Origin of the sequence: Paenibacillus sp. (assembly GCF_031177825.1) — a bacterium.
GTDB lineage: Bacteria > Bacillota > Bacilli > Paenibacillales > YIM-B00363 > Paenibacillus_AE.
The window spans coordinates 239371-256038 of the sequence record NZ_JAPSKE010000002.1; the positions used below are offsets into that span (position 1 = coordinate 239371).

At 63.7% G+C, this 16668-nt stretch carries 19 protein-coding genes; 2 read left to right on the forward strand and 17 right to left on the reverse strand.

Features of this window, described 5'->3' with window-relative positions; translation table 11 throughout:
* Positions 1-2 precede the first annotated feature (2 nt).
* The 15 genes from RIN49_RS03220 to RIN49_RS03290 form a co-directional block, all read right to left on the reverse strand.
* Positions 3-596: a TetR/AcrR family transcriptional regulator gene (locus RIN49_RS03220; RefSeq protein ID WP_309118723.1), complete on the reverse strand. Its 594-nt coding sequence runs from the start codon at positions 594-596 to the stop codon at positions 3-5.
* Between the two features lie 39 nt (positions 597-635).
* Entirely contained in the window at positions 636-1433 is a 798-nt protein-coding gene (locus RIN49_RS03225) for an ABC transporter permease subunit (protein ID WP_309118724.1), read from the reverse strand.
* Positions 1430-2332, reverse strand: coding sequence for an ABC transporter ATP-binding protein (locus RIN49_RS03230; protein ID WP_309118725.1), 903 nt, complete (start codon positions 2330-2332; stop codon positions 1430-1432). The genes RIN49_RS03225 and RIN49_RS03230 overlap by 4 nt, the downstream gene beginning before the upstream one ends.
* 275 nt (positions 2333-2607) lie before the next feature.
* Positions 2608-3951, reverse strand: a complete 1344-nt coding sequence (locus tag RIN49_RS03235) for a pyrimidine-nucleoside phosphorylase (RefSeq protein WP_309118726.1) — start codon at positions 3949-3951, stop codon at positions 2608-2610.
* 4 nt (positions 3952-3955) lie between these two features.
* Positions 3956-4804 (reverse strand): purine-nucleoside phosphorylase, encoded by an 849-nt coding sequence (locus RIN49_RS03240; protein ID WP_309118727.1) that lies wholly within the window; start codon positions 4802-4804, stop codon positions 3956-3958.
* An 18-nt stretch (positions 4805-4822) separates the two neighbouring features.
* A complete protein-coding gene (locus tag RIN49_RS03245) occupies positions 4823-5677 on the reverse strand; it encodes a purine-nucleoside phosphorylase (RefSeq protein ID WP_309118728.1) in 855 nt (284 codons plus the stop codon).
* A 1-nt stretch (position 5678) separates the two neighbouring features.
* On the reverse strand, positions 5679-6854 hold the full coding sequence (locus tag RIN49_RS03250) for a phosphopentomutase (RefSeq protein WP_309118729.1): 1176 nt from the start codon (positions 6852-6854) through the stop codon (positions 5679-5681).
* 74 nt (positions 6855-6928) lie between these two features.
* Positions 6929-7825, reverse strand: coding sequence for a site-specific tyrosine recombinase XerD (gene xerD, locus RIN49_RS03255; protein ID WP_309118730.1), 897 nt, complete (start codon positions 7823-7825; stop codon positions 6929-6931).
* A gap of 168 nt (positions 7826-7993) precedes the next feature.
* On the reverse strand, positions 7994-8227 hold the full coding sequence (locus tag RIN49_RS03260) for a DUF4227 family protein (protein WP_309118731.1): 234 nt from the start codon (positions 8225-8227) through the stop codon (positions 7994-7996).
* Between the two features lie 77 nt (positions 8228-8304).
* Positions 8305-9429 (reverse strand): alanine dehydrogenase, encoded by a 1125-nt coding sequence (gene ald / locus RIN49_RS03265; protein ID WP_309118732.1) that lies wholly within the window; start codon positions 9427-9429, stop codon positions 8305-8307.
* A gap of 21 nt (positions 9430-9450) precedes the next feature.
* Complete coding sequence (locus tag RIN49_RS03270) at positions 9451-10296, reverse strand: SDR family oxidoreductase (RefSeq protein WP_309118733.1); 846 nt, start codon at positions 10294-10296, stop codon at positions 9451-9453.
* 165 nt (positions 10297-10461) lie between these two features.
* Positions 10462-10926 (reverse strand): ferric iron uptake transcriptional regulator, encoded by a 465-nt coding sequence (gene fur / locus RIN49_RS03275; RefSeq protein WP_309118734.1) that lies wholly within the window; start codon positions 10924-10926, stop codon positions 10462-10464.
* 68 nt (positions 10927-10994) lie between these two features.
* Entirely contained in the window at positions 10995-11660 is a 666-nt protein-coding gene (gene spoIIM, locus RIN49_RS03280; protein WP_309118735.1) for a stage II sporulation protein M, read from the reverse strand.
* 80 nt (positions 11661-11740) lie between these two features.
* Entirely contained in the window at positions 11741-12937 is a 1197-nt protein-coding gene (locus tag RIN49_RS03285; RefSeq protein WP_309118736.1) for an endonuclease Q family protein, read from the reverse strand.
* Positions 12938-12944: 7 nt separating this feature from the next.
* Positions 12945-13508, reverse strand: coding sequence for an NUDIX hydrolase (locus RIN49_RS03290; RefSeq protein ID WP_309118737.1), 564 nt, complete (start codon positions 13506-13508; stop codon positions 12945-12947).
* An 84-nt stretch (positions 13509-13592) separates the two neighbouring features.
* Here RIN49_RS03290 and mciZ point away from each other — a divergent pair, with 84 nt between their 5' ends.
* Positions 13593-13826, forward strand: coding sequence for a Z-ring formation inhibitor MciZ (mciZ, locus tag RIN49_RS03295; protein ID WP_309118738.1), 234 nt, complete (start codon positions 13593-13595; stop codon positions 13824-13826).
* Positions 13827-13929: 103 nt separating this feature from the next.
* Here the strand turns inward: mciZ and RIN49_RS03300 are convergent, their stop codons facing one another.
* Entirely contained in the window at positions 13930-15066 is a 1137-nt protein-coding gene (locus RIN49_RS03300) for a M20/M25/M40 family metallo-hydrolase (RefSeq protein ID WP_309118739.1), read from the reverse strand.
* A 96-nt stretch (positions 15067-15162) separates the two neighbouring features.
* Between RIN49_RS03300 and prli42 the strand changes: the two genes are divergently transcribed.
* Complete coding sequence (gene prli42 / locus RIN49_RS03305; RefSeq protein ID WP_158299270.1) at positions 15163-15261, forward strand: stressosome-associated protein Prli42; 99 nt, start codon at positions 15163-15165, stop codon at positions 15259-15261.
* Here the strand turns inward: prli42 and RIN49_RS03310 are convergent.
* A complete protein-coding gene (locus tag RIN49_RS03310) occupies positions 15258-16655 on the reverse strand; it encodes a dihydrolipoamide acetyltransferase family protein (RefSeq protein WP_309118740.1) in 1398 nt (465 codons plus the stop codon). The genes prli42 and RIN49_RS03310 overlap by 4 nt on opposite strands.
* Positions 16656-16668 lie beyond the last annotated feature (13 nt).

Below are 16668 nucleotides of genomic sequence, written 5' to 3' on the forward strand. Positions count from 1 at the left end.
GATTATACCTGATCCGGCGATACGATGCCATAGTACAGAATCGACAACAGCTGCTCGCCGACCGTATGCAAATCGAGCGGGCCGCCCATCGCATCGGACCGGGCGACGAAGTCCTTGAGCCCCATCATGAAGAGGAGCACGACATGAGGCGATAAATCCTTCCGCAGCTGACCCCGCTGCTGTCCCTCGAAGATGAGACGCTCCATCATCGGCGTGACGATGCGTTGCTGCATCGCGATGATGCGCTTCGCTTTGTCCGGATAAAGCCGCATCAAATCCCGCACGAAGATGCCGTTCATATGATCCATCCCCCGGTATTGCGCGAGCGCCTTCAGCGCGTCCAACGGCGACGGCGAGCGCTCCAGCATCTCGGCGAAATCCGCCTCGCCCTTCTCGAGCAGCGCGTCGAGCACGTGATCGAGAAGCTGCTCCTTGCTGCCGACGTATTTGTATAACGTCATCTTCGCGACGGGCACCGCTTCTGCGATGTCGTCCATGCTCGTCTCCGCGATGCCGCGTTCGCAGAACAGCCGCTCCGCGGCCCCCGCGATCGCCGACAGCTTCTGGCGTTCTCTCTTGGTCCTTGTGTCGCTCACTACCGTCCCGGCTCCCCCGCGTGCCCGGCGCCGTCCGTCTCAGACGTCCTGCCTTCGCAGCATCGCCCATCCGGCGGCGAGTCCGGCGAAATATATCCCTAATGTAGTCGCCAAGCCCGAAGGTGTCAAGACGGCGTCCCGTCGGATGGAGGCGGCGTCGAACGCTTGGAACAGGCTGAAATTCGAGAGCCAGCTGACGCTGTCGTCGAGTCCGTTCAGCATCTGAAGCAGGAACGACACGACGACGATGCCGGACGCCGCGGAAATCGCGGCGCGTTCGGACCGAAATGCGGCGGTAAGCGCGTACCCGATGCCGGCGAAGGCGAGGGCGATGCAATACCCTGCCGTCAGCAGCAAGACGACGGCGCCCGGGGCGTTCACGTCGGTCGTGCCGTAGCCGAAACCGAGCGTCACGGCGACGCTTAACGCATAAACGGCCGTCACCTCGAGCCAATGCGTCAACGCCTTCGAGAAAAAGATTTCCCCGCGTCCGTACGGAAGCGAAAACAGCCACTCCGCCGTCTGACGGTCGCGCTCCTTCGCGATCGAAGCGGACGCCCAGATCGCGGCGAATACGCCGAGCATCAGCGTAAAGAACGTGTACGGCTGCGTGGACATCCACCCTTCGAACGTCGTGAGCGCGTCCGGCTCGATGCCGACCGCCGCGAGCATCGCCGGCGGATACGATTCGATGAGCCTCGACAGCTCGTCGTTGCTAATATAAATTTCGGCGAGGCCGGCGAACATCGCTTGAAACGAGAGGACGACGACGGCGGCGACGATCCACCCGCGGCGGCCGAGCTTCCATTCGAGACGCATCAGGTTGCGTTTGATCATATCCGCTCCCCCTCTTGCTCGTAATATTGCATAAAGAGCTCTTCAAGCGTCGGCTTCCGAATGGCGATATCCCGAATCGGATAGCGGGCGAGCAGCTGCAGCGTTTCGTGAATGTCCCGGTTCGCGGCGAAGCGATGTTCCCCGTCCCGATATTCGACGTTCGGATCGATCTCTCTTAGCCCGTACGCCTCGATTCGGTCGCCCTCCTCCGAGTACGTCACCGAGATGCGCAGCCGGCTCCGTCCCGGAATGTCGCTCATCGCGGACACGTGCCGGATTTCGCCGTCCTTGATGAACGCGACGCGGTCGCACAGCCTCTCGACCTCGGTCAGCACATGCGTCGAGAAAAACACGGTGTTCCCCGCCGCTTTCCGCTCTTGAAGAATTTGGAAAAATTGCTGCTGCATCAGCGGATCGAGACCGGACGTCGGCTCGTCGAGCACGAGCAGCTTCGGCTCGTGCAGCAGGGCGGCGATAATGCCGAGCTTCTTGCGGTTGCCGAGCGAATACGACTTCACGCTGCGCGACGAATCGAATTGGAGCCGCTCGGCATACGCTCTCGCACGGGTGCGCTCCAGCTCCAGCCCGTATGCGCGAGCCGTCGCGCGGAGCACCTGATCGCCCGTCAGCTCCTTCGGAAAGCTGACCTCGGACGGCAAGTAGCCGACGGCGCGACGCAGCTCCGGCGCGTCCGCGCGGACGGGCCGGCCGAACAGACGAATTTCCCCCGCATCCGGACGGGACAGCCCTAAGAGCATTCGAATCGTCGTCGATTTGCCGGCGCCGTTCGGCCCGATAAAACCGAACGCCTCGCCTTCCGCCACGGCGAATTCGATGCTTTGCACGCCTCTGGCCGAGCCGTATCGTTTCGTAACGCCATTCGCTTCAAGGACCAACATCGTTGGACACCTCTGTTATACTCGATTTTAATTACAAGTATATTTTTATAACTGGAAATTAGGTTTGTCAATCATTTTTATACCGGTATTATTTATATATGTATACCCTCTGCGTATAATTTTGTCGTATCGTCCCTACGACGCCTTGGTCTGGGCCGACAAAAAAATAGACGCGCGCGTCGCGCCGATCGCAGTCGCTCTCCCCCTCTGTTACATCCGCGTTTCGAAAAAAAGAGACCCTCCGCATTCGGAGGATCTCTTGGAAAGTCGAGCGATCAAGCCAGCCGTTCCACGCCGCTCTGCGTCACGACCGCGTAGATGAGCGGCGGCTTCGCGGGCGGCGCATCTTGCAGCGCGTAGGCGTCGCTCGCCTTCTGGACGACCTCCGCCAAGGCGGCTTCGCCCGTCGCTTCGCCGACGTGCAGCTCCGCGAGCGGCTCGCCCGCATCGACCCGATCGCCGATCCGCTTCAGCATGCGGATCCCGACCGCAAGGTCGATGGTCGCGTCCTTCGTCGCGCGCCCCGCGCCGAGCCACATCGCGGCCGTGCCGAGGTCCTCCGCGCGGATCGCGCCGACGTACCCGGCGCGGGGCGCCGGCACGGGCACGACGCGCGCGGCGGCCGGCAAGCGGCCCGGCTCGTCGGCGACGGCGGAGTCCCCGCCCTGCGCGGAGACGAACGCCGCGAACTTCCGCAGCGCCTCGCCGGAAGCGAGCTTCTCGCGAAGCGCGGCCCGGGCCGCGTCGTACGACTCGGCGCCGCCGCCGAGCACGAGCATGTGCGCGCCGAGCGCGAGGCACACCTCGATCAAGTCCGGCGATACGCCCGGCTCGCCGCGAAGCACGCTGAGCGCCTCGCGCACTTCGAGGGCGTTGCCGATCGAATTGCCGAGCGGCTGGTCCATGCCGCTGATGACCGCGACGGTGCGGCGGCCGACCTCGGTGCCGATCGCCACCATCGCTCTAGCTAAGGCGATCGAGTCGTCGATCGTCTTCATGAACGCGCCGCCGCCCGTCTTGACGTCGAGCACGATCGCATCGGCGCCGGCCGCGATCTTCTTGCTCATGATGGAGCTCGCGATCAGCGGGATCGATTCGACCGTCGCCGTTACGTCGCGCAGCCCATAGAGCAGCTTATCGGCCGGCGTGATATTGCCGGACTGGGAGATTACCGCGACGCCGAGCGCGTTCACCTGCGCGGTGAACGCGTCCTGCGTCAGCTCGACCCGAAAGCCCGGAATCGCCTCCAGCTTGTCGATCGTCCCGCCGGTGTGGCCAAGGCCGCGACCGGACATCTTGGCGACCGGCACGCCGGCGCTCGCGACGAGCGGCGCCAGCACGAGCGTCGTCGTATCGCCGACCCCGCCGGTCGAATGCTTGTCGACCTTGACGCCGCGCACGGCCGATAAGTCGACCGTGTCGCCCGACTCGGCCATGGCGAGCGTCAGCGCGGCCGTCTCCGCGGCGGTCATGCCGCGGAAATAGACCGCCATCGCCCAAGCGGACATCTGGTAATCCGGAATCGCGCCGGAGACGTAGCCGTCGACCAGGAAGCGAATTTCCGCTTCCGACAGCTCCGCCCCGTCCCGCTTCGCCTGAATGAGATCGACCGCGCGCATCGTTCTACACCTCTACTTCGCGAACGAAAGCGCGAATCAGCGTCTTGAACTTCGGCTTCGTGCGGTTCGCCACCGCCACGACCTGCTCGTGCGTCAGCGGCTCCAGCTCCTCGCCGATCGCCATGTCGGTAATGCAGGAGATGCCGAGCACGCGCAGCCCCGCATGACGCGCGGCGATCGTCTCGCCGACCGTCGACATGCCGACCGCGTCGCCGCCGGCGCGCGCGAGCAAAATCAGCTCGGCCGGCGTCATGTACGTCGGGCCGCTGACGCCGCAATAGACGCCTTCCACGAGCCGCATCGGCTCGCCGTCTTCGCCCCGCACGTCCGCGGCCAAACGCCGCGCCGTCGCGCGGTACTCCGCGTCGTACGCCGTCGACATGTCCGGGAATCGCACGCCGAGACGCGGATCGTTCGCGCCGATCAACGGGTTGTCGCCCGTGAAATTAATATGGTCCGTAATGAGCATCAGGTCCCCTGCCGCGAACGACTTGTTCATGCCGCCGGCCGCGTTCGTCACGACGAGCGTCGAGACGCCGAGCAGCTTCATGACGTACACGGGGAACACGACCTTCCGCATCGAGTACCCTTCGTAGTAATGGAACCGCCCTTGCATGACGATGACCGGCTTGCCTTCGAGCTCGCCGATCACGAATTGTCCGGCATGCCCTTCCACCGTCGACACGGGGAAGTGGGGCAGCTCGTCGTAAGGCACTTTCACCGCGTTCGCGACGTCGTCGCCGAGGTCGCCGAGACCCGAGCCGAGAATGAGACCGATCTTCGGCTCGCGGCCGCCCAGCTTCAGGCGGAGCGCGTCCGCCGCTTCTTGCGCTTGTTCGTAGTATGTAGCCATCCTTGTGTATCCTCCCGTTTAGTCGCTAGAGCCAGGAAGCTCGGCGACGATGCCCGTCACGACGCGAATGAACGTCTCCCGCACCTTTTCGGCCGTCTCCATGACCTCTTGATGCGAGAGCGGCTGATCCAGCATCCCCGCCGCCATATTGCTGATGCAGGAAATCCCGAGCACCTCGATGCCGGAATGGCGCGCGGCGATCGTCTCCGGCACCGTCGACATGCCGACGGCGTCGGCGCCGAGCGTGCGCAGCATCCGAATTTCCGCCGGCGTCTCGTACGTCGGGCCGAGCAGTCCCGCGTAGACGCCTTCTTGGAACGTCACGCCGACCGACTCGCCGACGCGGCGAGCGAGCGCGCGAAGCCGCTTGCTATACGCCTCGGACATGTCCGGGAACCGTACGCCGACCTCCGGATCGTTGGGACCGATCAGCGGATTTCGGAACATCCAGTTGATGTGATCCGAAATCAACATCAGGTCCCCCGGCTGGAACGACGCGTTGATGCCGCCCGCCGCGTTCGTGACGAGCAGCGTCTTCACGCCGAGCGCCTTCATGACGCGCACCGGGAACGATACCGTCTCTGCCCCGTACCCTTCGTACATATGGAACCGGCCCTTCATGAGCAGCACCGGCTTGCCCGCCAGCGTGCCGATCAAGAGCTCGCCCGCATGCCCTTCCACCGTCGATACCGGAAAATGCGGAATGTCCGCGTAATCGACCGTCACCGCGTCCTGAATCGAGTCGGCCAACACGCCGAGCCCCGATCCGAGCACGAGCGCGATCTCCGGCCGAACGCTCGTCCGGCTCTCCAGATAAGCAGCCGCCTCCCGAATCGAAGCCATCATGCCGTTCCCGCCTGCCGCTTGCGCCATCTTACTTCAGCTCCTTGATAAATGAAGTGCCGTGCTCCATCGGCTGCACGCCGAAATTGTCCAATATGCTCGCGCCCGCGTCCGCGAACGTGCCGCGCACGCCGATCGACGCGCCGCCCGCCAAAGCCGGGCTCCACAGCAATATCGGGACGTACTCCCGCGTATGGTCCGTGCCCGCGTGCACCGGATCGTTGCCGTGGTCGGCCGTAATAAGTAAGAGATCCCGCTCCGTGAACGTCTCCATGATCGCCGGGAGCGCTCGATCGAACGCCTCGAGCGCCTGCGCGTACCCTTGCGGATCGCGCCGGTGGCCGTACAGCGAGTCGAAATCGACGAGGTTGGTGAAACAGAAGCCGCGGAACGGCTTCTTCATCGCTAGAATCGTCTTGTCCACGCCGTCCGCGTTGCTCTTCGTCGGCAGCGACTCGGTGACCCCTTCCATCGAGAAGATGTCCCCGATTTTCCCGACCGCGATGACGTCGAGTCCCGCGTCCTTGAGCGCGTTCATGACGGTCGGCGCCGGCGGCTTCACCGCGTAGTCGTGTCGGTTGCTCGTCCGCCGGAAGGCGCCTGGCGCGCCGACGTACGGACGCGCGATGACGCGGCCGACGGCGAATTCGCCCTGCGTCAGGCGGCGCGCGATGCGGCAAGCGTCGTATAGCTCTTCGAGCGGGATGACGTCCTCGTGCGCGGCGATTTGAAACACGCTGTCCGCCGACGTGTAGACGATCCAGGCGCCCGTCTTCATTTGTTCTTCCCCGAGCTCGTCCAAGATGTCGGTGCCCGACGCCGGCTTGTTGCCGATGACGCGGCGGCCGGTCTCCTTTTCGAATGCGTCGATCAGCTTGTCCGGAAACCCGTTCGGGAACGTCTGGAACGGAATCGTCACGTTCAGGCCCATCAGCTCCCAATGGCCGGTCATCGTGTCCTTGCCGACGGACGTCTCGGCCATCTTGCCGTAGCAGCCTTTCGGCGACTCGACCGGCGGGATGCCCGGCATGTCCGAGATGTTGCCGAGTCCGAGTTCCCGAAGATGGGGCAGCGAGAGCGTCGGCACGCGTTCCGAGATGTGGCCGAGCGTATGCGCCCCGGCGTCCCCGAAGCGGGCCGCGTCCGGCAGTTCGCCGATGCCGACGCTGTCGAGGACGATCATGCAAATTTTATCGAATGTGCGCAAGAGTGCACTTCCCCCTTTGAAATTGGTGGCATCCTCCATTATCTCACTCCCCGGGCGGGGAATGCAAAAAGGCGTCATTTCTTCGCGCGCGGATGCGTCCGATCGTATACCTCTTTCAGGCGCGACTTGGCGACGTGGGTATAAATTTGCGTCGTCGAGATGTCCGCATGGCCGAGCATCTCCTGCACCGCGCGCAAATCCGCCCCGCCCTCGAGCAGATGCGTGGCGAACGAGTGGCGCAGCGTATGCGGCGACAGCTCCGCGCGGATGCCCGCTTCGAGAGCGTACTTTTTGATGATTTTCCAAAAACCCTGCCGCGTCATACGCCCGCCGAGATGGTTCAGGAACAGGGCGTCTTCCGCCTTCTTCCCCTTGTGCAGCTTCCCTCTCGCGCCGTTCAAATAATCGTTCAAGCAGGCTATGGCCATCCGGCCGATCGGAATGATGCGCTCCTTCGAGCCCTTGCCGACGGCTTTCACGAAGCCCATCCCGGTATGCACGCTGCTAAGGTCAAGGTCGAGCAGCTCGGAGACGCGCATGCCGGTCGCGTACAGCAGCTCGAGCATCGCCCGATCCCGCACGCCGTGCGGGGTGGAGACGGACGGCGCGGCGAGCAGCCGTTCGACCTCCGCGGTCGTCAGCGTCGTCGGCAGCTTCTTGCCGGGCGTCGGCGTTCCCATCGTCGACGTCGGGTCCGCCGCGATCACCCGTTCTTCCGTTAGGAACTTATAAAACGCCCGCACCGCCACCTGCCGCCGAAAGACGGTCGCGGACGCCTTGCCGCTCCGCTTGCCCGCCGCCATGAAGCCGAGCACGTGCGTCGAGGTCGTCTCGGCGACGTCGGCGACGCCCGATTGTTCTAGATAATCCAGATATAACGTCAAGTCGCGCTCGTACGCCTCGAGCGTATTGCGGGCGAGCCCGCGTTCCACCGACAAGTAATCGATAAATAACCGAAGATGCTGTTTCAACGTCGCGCGCCCCTTGTTTGTCGGCGGAAAGAACTTCCTCCGAGCTTGTCTTGCCGACTCATTTCGCCGCCGGCGCCGCGATTTCCTGCTCGAGCCGATTCCTTCAAGCGCAGCGAGGGCACCGGCGGTCGCTCCGCCGATGCCCTCGGTCTAGCCTTCTCGCCGCGGTCACTCGCCGATCCAATAAAACTCGCGCAGCCGCTCCCACGCGGAGTCGTACTCCATCCGGGACGGTTGTTCCTGCCGGAACGCCTTCACCGCCCGGCCGCCGGGTTCCCGGTATTTATCCGGTTCGATCCATGCGGCGACGGCGTCGAAAAGATGATACGCCGCGTAGGTGAGCGCAAGAAACAGTAAGATGAATTTCAGGCGATGGATCCAACGCCTTAGCGGAACGATCATACGTTCGGGCACCTCCCGCGAACAAGCCGTTCGGACAATCTCGCGATCTCGTACAACATATGAACTTGTCCCCGGCTTTATGTCTGTGACAAGATGTCCTGCACCGGTACGTACGGCTTGCCGATCGCGTCCGCGACGGCGCGGTGCACGACGCGCCCGTCGTACGTGTTGACGCCGTACAGCAGCGAGACGTCGCTGAGCGCGGCCTGGCGAAGCCCCTTGTTCGCGAGCTGCATCGCGTACGGCAGCGTCGCGTTCGTGAGCGCGAGCGTCGACGTGCGCGGCACCGCCCCCGGCATGTTCGCGACCGCGTAATGGATGACGCCGTGCTTCACGTACGTCGGATCGCTATGCGTCGTCACCCGGTCGATCGTCTCGATCGAGCCGCCCTGATCGACGGCCACGTCGACGATGACGGCCCCCTTCTTCATGCGCGTCACCATCTCTTCCGTGACGAGCTTCGGCGCCCGTGCGCCCGGGATGAGCACGGCGCCGATCAACAGATCGGCCTTCTGAACCGCGCTCGCGATATTGTACGGGTTCGACATCAGCGTGGACACCCTGCCGGCGAACAGCTCGTCGATGTACCGCATGCGATCGGCGCTGCGTTCGATGATGACGACCTGCGCGCCGAGGCCGAGCGCCATGCGGGCCGCGTTCAGGCCGACGATGCCTCCGCCGATAACGATGACCTCGGCGGGCGGCACGCCGGGCACGCCGCCGAGTAGAATGCCGCGGCCGCCGTTGTACGCCTCGAGATAGCGCGCGCCGATCTGCACCGACATGCGTCCGGCGACCTCGCTCATCGGCGTGAGCAGCGGCAGCGAGCCGTTGGGCGCCTGGATCGTCTCGTACGCGATCGCCGACACCTTGCTCGCGAGCAGCGCGTCGGCGAGGTCGCCCGCCGCCGCAAGATGCAAGTACGTAAACAACATCTGCTTCTCCCGGAAGCGCCCGTACTCCTCCGGCAGCGGCTCCTTCACCTTCAGGATCAGTTCGGCCGCCGACCAGACGTCGTCGGCGTCGCGAGCGATGCGGGCGCCCTCGCGCTCGTAATCTTCGTCGTCGAAGCCGCTGCCCGCGCCGGCGCCCGCTTCGACGACGACCTCGTGCCCGGCCGCCATGAGCATGCCGGCGCCCGCCGGCGTCAAGGCGACCCGAAATTCATTGTTCTTGATTTCCTTCGGTACCCCCACGATCATGCGTCCGTTCCTCCTCTACCGTTACAGCAACGACTCGGCGCCGTCGATGTATACCTCTGTACCCGTAATGTGACTCGACTCGTCGCACGCGAGAAACAACACCAGGTCGGCGACCTGCTCCGGCCTTCCGGCCCGATGCGCGAGCGGTTGGCTGCCTTTGGGATATTTTATGGGAATTTCGATCGATTGGACCTCGTCGGTTTGCTGCGTATTTTCGCCGATGTTCGTCTGGATCGCGCCCGGGCAGATCGCGTTGACGCGAATCCGGTACTGCGCCAGCTCGAGCGCCGCCATCTTCGCGAAGGCGACTTGAGCCGCCTTCGACGCGCTGTACGCCGCGCCGCCGAAATTTTTGAACTTCCGGTTGCCGTTGATCGAGCTCGTAACGATGATGCTCCCGCCGTCTTCCTTCAGATGCGGGATCGCATACTTGACGATGTAGAACGTCCCGTTCAGATTCGTCGAGAGCGTATGCGACCATTGCTCCGGCGTCAACGTCTCGATCGGCGCCATCGTCCCGTTGATGCCCGCGTTGGCGAAGACGACGTCCAGCCGCCCGAACGCGTCGACCGCCGCGAGAATCGCCGCTTCGACCCGGGCCGGGTCGGAGACGTCCGTATCGGTGACGATCGCTTCGCCGCCTGCCGCCGTAATGATGTCCTCCACCGCTTCGGCGTTCCGTTCCTTCAGATCGACGAGGCATACCTTCGCGCCTTCCTCCGCCATCCGGATCGCCGCGGCCCGCCCGATGCCCGAGCCCGCGCCGGTGACGACCGCCGCCTTCCCTTCGAGTCTGCGGCGCCGGGGCGCCCCGTTCGCGCCGGTCGACGGCTCCGCCTTCTTGTCGTCCTTCGTAAATAAAGACATGACCATGACCTTTTCAACCTTCCTTCCCTTCGTCGCTTCGCGGTCATTCCTAATGCGCTTGCGCTGATAGAGATAGGTTGCTTCTCTCATGGGAAAATATGTAGGCGCGACAAAAAACACTCCGAGCCGTTCCCGTCGGAGTGTCAAAACATGTCTATTCGGTTGTTACCCTCGCTTGGGCACGGTCACGCCCTTATCCCGGCAGCGGTGGCAGATGCCTTGGAAGTCGAGGCGGTGGTCCAACACGGCGAACCGGAACTCCTTCTCCAGCCGTTCCTCCAGCTCGCCCAGCCAGTCCTCCATAATCTCGTCGACCGCGCCGCACTGCACGCAAATCAAGTGGTGATGGTGATGGTGCGAGCTGTCGTTGCGCAGATCGTACCGCGCCACGCCGTCGCCGAAATTCATCTTCTCGACCACGTGCATCTCGCTGAGCAGTTCGAGCGTCCGGTACACGGTAGCGAGACCGATCTCGGGGGCCTTATCCTTGACGAGCATGAACACGTCCTCGGCGCTCAGATGATCCTCCTCGTTCTCGAGCAGGACGCGAACGGTCGCTTCTCGCTGCGGCGTCAGCTTGTATCCTTGCGACTGAAGCTGTTGTTTAATCTTCTCGATGCGCGCCTCCACGTCGAAGTCCCCCCTCACGCGTCTCTATGAACTCTTCTAATCATTATAGAGGGAGGCCATCGATCAAGTCAAACGGCGTCGAGCAGCATCGGCGCCGCCCATTCGAGCAGCCCCGGCGAGACGTACACCTCGAAGAGGGATACGGCAAGCATTAAGCCCGTCAGCAGCAGAGCCGTCAGCGAGAAGGACGCAAGCGGCTGCTTCACCGTTCCGCTGCGATGCAGCAGCCGGCCGCGCACGAGCAGCAGACTGAACGAAATGGCTGCGACGCTGCACACGATGATCGCCGGTACGACGACCAGGTTTTGCGGCGCGACCGACACGATCGCGAAGACGATGCCGTCCCACGACCATTGGCCCGCGAGGTAGCCGACCGTAAAGCCGATCAGCACGCCCTTCAAGAAATCAAGCAGCAGAATGAGCGGGACGCCGACGACGGACAACCCGAGAATCCAGATGAAAAAGACCCACCGCGCATGCGCCCCGAACGCATCCCATACGGCGCCGGCGCCCGCCGGCCGGAGCTCCGCCGCGCCGGTTCCTCCCAGGCCCGCGGCCGAGCCGCCGAAGCCGGATAAGAACGTATTGACGTATTGGCCGACGTCATGCTTCTGCTGCAGCGTGAGCGCGTTCACGAGCAGCGCGCCGAAGACGACGCCCATGATGAACAGGATGCATACGAATAAGTATAACGGCAACAAATCCTTGGTATATACGCGAAATACGCCCGTCATGGAGGCTTCCCTTCCTTCCAGCTTGCTTCGTTATACGAATATATGAAGCTAGGAAGGAAACTATGACGGGCGTGCGAGACTTACTTGATTTTTCCGTAGCGTCCGCCGCCGCCCGACGCGACGGCGACGTCGCCGGTTCGGGCCGCGGCGATGACGGCGGCCGGACCGGCGCCGACCGTCTCGGCGAGCTCCGCTTCCGGGACGCGATGGAGAATGTTCATCTCGGTGCCGAACCGCTCGAGCAGCGCCTCGCGCTTCTTCGGCCCGAGCCCCGGCACGAATTCGAGCGGCACCTGGTTCCGATACGGCGGCCGATGCATCGCGGCGCGCGCCGCGGCCGCCGCGTCGTCCGGCTTCGCGAGCGCCGCGATCCGGTCGAAGACGCCGCGCACGATGCGGCCGCTGCCGCAGGCGGGGCACTTCTTCTCCGTTTGGCCGTCCTCCAGCTCGACGAGCGCGTCGCAGCGCTCGCAATACGTGCGATGGTATTTGCCCAACTGCGGCTTCAGGCCGTAGTTCGCCTCGATCCCGCGGCCGTCCTCGCCGCGCAGCGCCTTCGCGACTTCCTCGAACGTGGGCGCCGTCAAGCGGAAGGCGTTATACTCCCTTGCGATCTTCCCGAGCGAGTGCGCGTCGGAGTTCGTGACGTAGGCGTGCCGGCGCAGCTCGGGGATCGTATCGGCCATGTCCGTGTTGGAGCTGAGTCCCAGCTCCACCGCCGCGACGTCCTCCGGATCGAGCACCTCCTCCATCCGGCTGCAGCAGCTGCCGTATAGGCTCTTGTGCGGCGTGAAGATATGCGCCGGAATGACGAGCCCGCCCAAGGACACCGTCTCCGCTTGCAGCTCCCGAGCCAACGCGTAGACGCGCTGGGAGCTCAAGGAGACGTTCTTCATGCGCGTCGACAGCCATGCCGTGAACTCCTTCATCGCCGACAGCTTCGGCAGGAAACACAAGAGATGCGCCGGACCGCAGCCCGGATCCTTCACCTCCAGCTCGCTGCCGAGCAGCACGGTCGTGTTGCCGTAGCGAATGCCGCCCCCGGCGAGCTCTTCCATCTCCCCGGCTTCCAAATACCGTTCGATCTCGTCTTGCACGGCGGGCGACTGGCAGTCGATGATGCCGGTAACGTCGATCCCCTTGCGTACGCTCGCTTCCCTCGCGATGTTGAAGAACGTTAAGTCGCGGGACCCGCTGATTTTCACCGGCGCTCCCGCTTCCGTCCGTCCGATATGAATGTGCAAATCCGCGTATACCGTGCGCAGACCCTCGTTCACGTCGTCATCAGACTCCCCATGTTCCCGTCGTCAGGTACCGCTGCCAAGCGTAAACGGCCAGGAGCGTCTTGGCGTCGCAGATTCGTCCCTTCGCGATCGCTTGCGACGCTTCCTCCGGCGTCAGCGCGAACGCGTTCAGAAACTCGTCTTCGTCCGGAGCGGCCTCGCCCGCGCGAAGCCCTTCGGCTACGTAAATATGGATTACCTCGTCCGCGAAGCCGGGCGACGTCGCCATCGAATGGAGAAGCGTTACGCGTTCGCAAGCGTATCCCGTCTCCTCCCGCAGCTCCCTCGCGGCCGCCTGGGCCGGGTCCTCCCCGCCGTCCAGCTTGCCGGCCGGAATTTCGATTTGGAGCCGCTCGAGCGGCTTGCGGTATTGCTCGACGACGAGCAGCTTCCCGTCGACGTCGGCGATGACCGCCACCGCCCCCGGATGCTTCACGATTTCCCTCGTCGCCGTGCCGCCGTTCGGCAGCGCGACCTCGTCCACCTGCAGCGAAATGATTTTCCCCTGAAAAATCGGCTTCGTCGAAATCGTCTTTTCCGTGAAATCCAAATGCGGTTTCTCCATTTCGTATAGCCTCCCCGTCATAAGCTTTCCCATACGCGCATAGGGTGATTATACCAAACCTGCGGAAAGGGTGCGTTGGACACGATGAAAGGGTACTACGGAAGCAAGCGGCTGCGACTGGTAGGCAAAGGATGGGAGGTACGGGAGAAGCTTCGTCAAATCCAGCGGCAGACCGACGATCCGTCGACGACGCTGGCGGCATGGCTTCGGCAACCGCCCGCCTTGCGGCCCGCCCTCGCGTCGGCGTCCATCCGCTCCGCCCCCGCCTATTCCCCCCGCGACTCGATCGCGGATTCCCGTTCGTATCCGATGGCGTAAACCGACGAGCCCGTTGTTTACGTAAACGAAAAAGCCGCCGATTCGGAGGAGGATTTTCCCCTCTCGAACCGGCGGCTTGCTTTATGAAACGCGCTTTCCGCTTTTACGCTTTTACGTTGACCGACTGCTCGATGATCGCGACGACCATGCGCGCGGCGCCGACCAGATCCGATACGCGGATTTGCTCCTTCGGCGTATGGATGTGCTCGTAGCCGATCGCGAGGTTGACCGTCGGCACGCCCATGCCGTTGAACATGTTCGCGTCGCTGCCGCCGCCCGACGGGAACGTGCTCCACGGGATGCCGAGCGATTCGAACGCGTCGGCCGCGACCCGCACGACCGGCGCGTCGTCGTCGAATTTGTAGGCGGGGTATAAGTAATTTTCCACGAATTCGTACTTCGCCCCGAACTCCTTCGTCGCCGATTCGAACGCGTCCCGCATCTTCGCGACCTGCGCGCTCATCTTCTCGTTCACGAGGCTGCGCGCCTCCGCCGTGATGACGACCTGTTCCGCGACGACGTTCGTCTCGCCGCCGCCTTCGAAGCGGCCGATGTTGGCCGTCGTCTCGTGGTCGATGCGGCCGAGCGGCATCCGCGAGATCGCCTTGGCGGCGACCGTAATCGCGCTGATGCCGTCCTGCGGATTGACCCCGGCGTGCGCCGACTTGCCCGTCACCGTGATGCGCAGCTTCGTCTGCGTCGGCCCCGCGGTGCAAATTTCGCCGATCTTGCCGTCGGAGTCGAGCGCGAAGCCGTATTTCGCATCGAGCAGGTTCTTGTCCATCGCGCGCGCGCCCACGAGACCGCTCTCTTCGCCCGACGTAATGACGAACTGGATGCGGCCGTGCGGCAGTCCCGACTCGTTGACGACGCGGATCGCTTCGAACATCGCGGCGAGACCCGCCTTATCGTCGCTGCCGAGAATCGTCGTGCCGTCGCTGCGAATGAAGCCGTCGTCGTCGATGCGCGGCCGGATGCCGTTGCCCGGCGCGACCGTGTCCATATGGCCCGTGAACAAGAACGGCGCCACGTCTTCCATGCCCGGCGTCGCGGCCCACGTCGCGAACAGGTTGCCCGCGCCGTGTCCGGTCTTCGTCGCCGTATCGTCTTCATATACGTCGAGGCCGAGCTCGGCGAACTTCCGCTTGAGCAGATCGCAGATGACGCGCTCGTGCTTCGTCTCGCTGTCGGTTCGCACCAGTTCGAAAAACTCGTCGATCAATCGTTGCTCCATCACCATGTTCCAGTTTCCTCCCGGCATGTCGTTGCGTTACAATGGGGACAGGCTTAGAATGCCCTGTTTCTTTTTCCTATCGAAAGGAGCGTGATTCCGCTCATGCAAAATCGCGGTTGGATCAAGGTCGTCGTCTGGGCCGTCTTGATCTCGATGCTGCTGTCGACGATTCTCATGGGAGTCAGCTTCGTCGGCGCCTAGTATAAATTCGTCGATTCGTCGAAGCTCTCCAGGTTTTCCTTCACCCGCTGCAAGAATCTGCCGCAGATGACGCCGTCGAGAATCCGATGGTCGAGCGACAGGCATAGGTTGACCATCGATCGTACGCCGATCATGTCCTTGATGACGACGGGGCGCTTGACGATCGACTCGAACGTCAAATTCGCCGCTTGCGGATAATTGATGATCGGCTGCGACAAAATCGAACCGAACGAACCGGTATTGTTGACCGTGAACGTCCCGCCTTGCATGTCGGACGGGGTCAGCTTGCCGGTTCTCGTCTTTCGGGCGAGCTCGTCGATTTCCCGCGCGAGGCCGGCGATGTTCTTCCGGTCGGCTTGCTTGATGACGGGAACCATGACGCTGTCCTCCGTGCCCACCGCAAGCGTCAGGTTAATGTCGCGCTTCACGATGATTTTGTCGACCGCCCACACCGAGTTCATGATGGGGTAGTCCTTGATCGCCCCGACGACGGCCTTGAGCACGAACGCCAGGTACGTCAGATTGATTCCTTCGCGCTTCAGAAACTCTTCCTTCATCTTGTTCCGCAGATTGACGAGATTCGTCACGTCGACCTCGATCATCGTCCAGGCGTGCGGAATTTCGCTGACGCTCTGCCGCATTCGGCTCGCGATCGTGTTGCGGATCGGCGTGACGTCGATGAAGTATTCCCGTTCGTCGCCCTTCTCGACCTCGATCGCCGGAATTCGCGGCTCCTCCGACAGATGAAGGCCCGTCGTCCGGACCGGTCCGTCCGCTTCCTTCGCCGGCGCGAACGGCACGGCCGCCGCGGCAGGACGGCTCTGGCTCTGGGCCGCCTGGGCCGCTCGGGCCGCTTGCGCCGCCCGCGGGCCGCCGCTCGCGACGTAGGCGAGCACGTCCTTGCGCGTGATGCGGCCTTCGTGGCCGCTGCCCGGAATCGGCTCCTCGTCGAGCCGAATGCCGTGCTCCGCCGCGAGCGCCAGCACCGCCGGCGAATAGCGTCGGCGCATCGCGCCGTCCGCGGCTGGGGCGCCGCCCGCCTGCGCGGCTTCGCCGCGGGAGGTGGCCGCGGCCGCTCCCGTCGCCGGCGCGACTGCGCCCGCCGCCGCTCCCGCGGCGACGGCGTCCTTGCCCGCCACGACGCAGAGCGGCTCGCCGACGGCCGCCTCCACGCCCTCCGCAACAAGCAGATGCGTGACGACACCCTCCACCGGCGACGGCATCTCCGTCGTTACTTTATCCGTCACCAGCTCGCAGATGACGTCGTATTGTTTCACGTAGTCGCCGGGCGAGACCAGCCACTTGCCGACCGTCGCCGACACGAGGCTCTCGGCCAAGTGCGGCACGGTGACGGCGATCCCTGGAATCCCGTCGATCGTCTTCGTATCGCTCAACTTACGCACTCCT